Source organism: Romboutsia sp., assembly GCF_035470145.1.
Lineage (GTDB): Bacteria > Bacillota > Clostridia > Peptostreptococcales > Peptostreptococcaceae > Romboutsia_D.
In genome coordinates this window covers 1-3,827 of the sequence record NZ_DATIRC010000339.1, presented here as the reverse complement: position 1 = coordinate 3,827, position 3,827 = coordinate 1, and the positions used below count along the sequence as shown (strand labels likewise).

The window sequence follows — 3,827 nt, the reverse complement described above, 5'->3', positions numbered from 1 at the left end:
GTACCATGAGTTCCACCTACTATTTCTCCAGCAGCATATAATCCATTTATTATACTACCGTCTTCTCTTTGAACTTGATTTTTATTATTTATTTTTACTCCACCCATAGTGTGATGTACTGCAGGTGCAACTACTTGTATATAATACTTACCCTCTTTTATTGGCACTAAGTCTCCTCTTCTATTGAAGTCTTCATCTTTTTTATTATCTACATAGGTATTATATTTATCTACTGTCTTTAATAAATTTTCTTCATCTATTTCAAAGAATTTAGCTGCTTCTTCAAGCGTCGCAAACTCCCCAAATAAATTATCCTTTTTTAATCTATTTACTTCTGAAATATTAGCTTCTACTCCATTATTTATACTTTCAACTTCTTTAGACCATAATAAGTAAGCTACATTTCCTTTTTGAGATAATATAGCTTCTGATACAACATCTCTTCTTTCTAATTCTTCTACAAATCTAATTCCATCTTTGTTGACTAATATAGCACCATCAAATCTAGATCCTCCAACATGAGAAAGCTCTCCTGTATTTGGATTACTTATAGGAAACGTTTGAATGTAATTCATATGAACAAATTTTGCTCCTATTTTTTCACACATTACATGTCCGTCGCCTGTAACTCCACTTACATTTGTAGTTTTATACCTTTCATCTAAGTCTGGAGAATATTTCTTTCTCATTTCAACATTTCCACTAAATCCTCCAGTAGCAAGAACTACTCCATAGTTTGAATTAAAAGTAATTTCTTTTCCTTGTGAGATAGCTTTTACTCCTACTATTTTTTCATTTTCATCAGACATTAAACTTTCAACATCTACTCCTGTTAATACTCTTACACCTAAAGATATAGCTTTTTCTTTTAATTTGCTTATTAACTCTATTGCATATCTTCCTTTAAATACAGAAGCTCTTGGCACTTTATGTCCACCAAAATGTATAAGTTTTGCTGGTTTAAACTTCACGTCTACAAAGTCTTTTAGCCACCTATATGTATCCAGAGCATTTTCAACAAGTATATTTACTTGTTCTTTGTCATTTTCATTGTCTCCACCAGCTATTATATCTTCATAATAACTTTCTTTACTATCTATAATTTCTTTTTCCTTCTGCTCGTCATTTCCAGGTATATTTACTCCACCCATAGAGACTAATGTATTTCCACCAATTGTATTCATTTTTTCAAGAACTACTACCTTAGCACCATGATTAGCCGCTGAAATTGCTGCCGATAGCCCTGCGCCACCACTTCCTACAATTACTACATCAAAATCATAAACATTAGATTTCATTTCTCTTTTATCTGATACTATCTTATCAAGATTTTCTGATTCTATTATTAATTGATTCAGTTTGTCTTTATTTTCTCCTGATTTTACTAAAGCATTTTTAACAGCTTCTCTTATTCCTCTTGAACTCATAGAACAACCTGAAACATTTGGGACTAATATAGTATTTTTATCTATTATATTTTCTATAACATACTTAAATGCTGGATCTGATATTATTTTTGTTTCATTGTGCTTTATAACATCTATACTTTTCATTTTACCTTTTAATATTTCTACTTCTAATTCTATTTCTCCACCGTATCCATTACCTTTTCCTATATACTTTCCATCATTATACATCACAATTTCCTCCTGTTGATATTTAATTATAGTTTGTCAACAAACTAATTATATATCTAAAAATAGTTTTATGTCAAACTATTTTTGTAAAAGAGTATTTTGCAAAAAAATAATATAAAGAAAAGTTTAAATAAAATAAAAATAAAGTGTAAACATTATTAATTATTTACACTTTATTATATTTAAAACTATTTGTTTCTTATAAATAAATTATATTATACTTTTAGTCATTATTGGCTTTCTTAACATATAATCTTTTTCTACTTTTATATCTAGTTTCATTTTTACTATTTGTCTTGCATGAGGAGCTGATTCTATAGGTTCTCCAACTTCATTATACATGTCTAGTATATTGGCATGGATTGTTTCTTTAAATGGTCCTATAACTTCTATCTTGTCTCCTACATTCATTTTATTTCTTTGTTCTACTATAACAAGATCATTTTCTTCATCATGGCCTCTAACTATTCCTATAAAGTCATAGTTTCTAATATATGATGCAGATTCGTAGTTATGTGCATCAGCATCTGGTCTATTAAAGTAAAACCCTGTACAATAGTCTCTATGACTTCCTTTTTTAAGTTCATCTAACCACATCGGATTAAATTTAAAGTTTTCAGGATCTTTATAGTATTCATCTAAAGCCATTCTATATGCTCTAACTGTTGTAGCTACATAATAAGCAGTTTTCATTCTTCCTTCTATCTTTAAACTTGTTATACCACTTTCTATTATTTGAGGTATGTATTCTATCATACATAAGTCTTTTGAATTAAAGAAAAATGATGAATCTATTCCTTCAACTACTTTTTCAAATTTTCCAGGACTTACTTCATCTACTAAAGTATATTTCCATCTACATGGTTGAGCACACGCACCTCTATTAGCATCTCTTCCTGTTGTGTAGTTACTTATAACACATTTTCCAGAGTATGACATACACATAGCACCATGAACAAAAGCTTCTATGTCCATATCTTCTGGGCAATTATCTCTTAATTCTTTTATTTCTTTAAATGATAATTCTCTAGCCATTACAACTCTTTTAGCTCCTTGATTATACCAGAAGTTTGCAGCTGATGCATTTGTTGTGCTAGCTTGAGTACTTATGTGTATTTCCATATTTGGAAGAGTTTCTTTAACTATAGTAAATACACCTGGATCACTTACTATAACTGCATCTACACCTATTCTGTCTAGCTCTAATAAGTAATCCTTTAATTGGTCAAGTTCTTCATTTCTAGGTATTATGTTTATAGTTACAAATACTTGTTTACCTCTTTCGTGAGCAAAAGCTATACCTTCTGCCATTTCTTCTATCGTGAAGTTTTTAGCAGCAGATCTCATTCCAAATATTTCTCCGCCTAGATATACAGCATCTGCACCATAAGTAAAAGCTATTTTTAATCTTTCTAAATCACCTGCTGGTGCTAATAATTCTACTTTTTTCATATTGTCTCCTTTGTTTATCTATATATAATTCAGTTTTTTAAACTTAGTAATATTTATATTATATAAATTATTTTACCCAAATACGTTACTATAAAACTTATTTATAGAATATACATAAAATGTCATATAACTAATATATTATACATTATATTACTATTTTTATAAAGTTTTATATATAATTTATAAAAATAGTAGCTTATTCTCCTACCTCTACTTTCTATTTGAAATGTACGTAAAAAGATATTTATAATTTCATGAACAATTTTGATATACTTTTCAATATATTTAGATATAATTCTATTTATTTATAGGTGTTAACGAAATGAAATGTTTTTTTGAACACAATAAAAAGCACCTAGTTTTTACTAGGTGCTTAAGTAATTAGTAATTGTTTTGTATATATATTTTTAAAAAAATTCTTAATAGAAAAATATAATTTTAAAATATTACACGATTATATAATCAAAATATCTAATCCACCATGTACTTTCTTCATCCATATACTTATTAATTCCATCATAAGGTTCATTAAGTGATTCTAAATCAATATAAATATATCCATTGTTTTTTAATATATCAATTATTTTCTCAATAGGATATTTACTATACATATCACCTTCTGTAATGCTAGATATCGTAACCATATTTCCAAATGATGAAAACTTGATTCCTAAATCACATAACCATACGTTACCTTTAAAATCTTCACAAGAATAATCTTGCTTATTTTTACTATTT

General features: G+C 27.9%; 3 protein-coding genes. All 3 read right to left on the bottom strand.

What is annotated here, in order from left to right; genetic code table 11:
* Positions 1 to 1,637 (bottom strand): flavocytochrome c (locus VLM92_RS13645; RefSeq protein WP_325276881.1); only part of this gene is annotated, 1,637 nt, incomplete at its 3' end.
* Between the two features lie 210 nt (positions 1,638 to 1,847).
* Positions 1,848 to 3,089, bottom strand: coding sequence for a U32 family peptidase (locus VLM92_RS13640; RefSeq protein ID WP_325276880.1), 1,242 nt, complete (start codon positions 3,087 to 3,089; stop codon positions 1,848 to 1,850).
* Between the two features lie 446 nt (positions 3,090 to 3,535).
* On the bottom strand, positions 3,536 to 3,827 hold a 292-nt coding region (locus VLM92_RS13635), incomplete at its 5' end, for a hypothetical protein (RefSeq protein ID WP_325276879.1).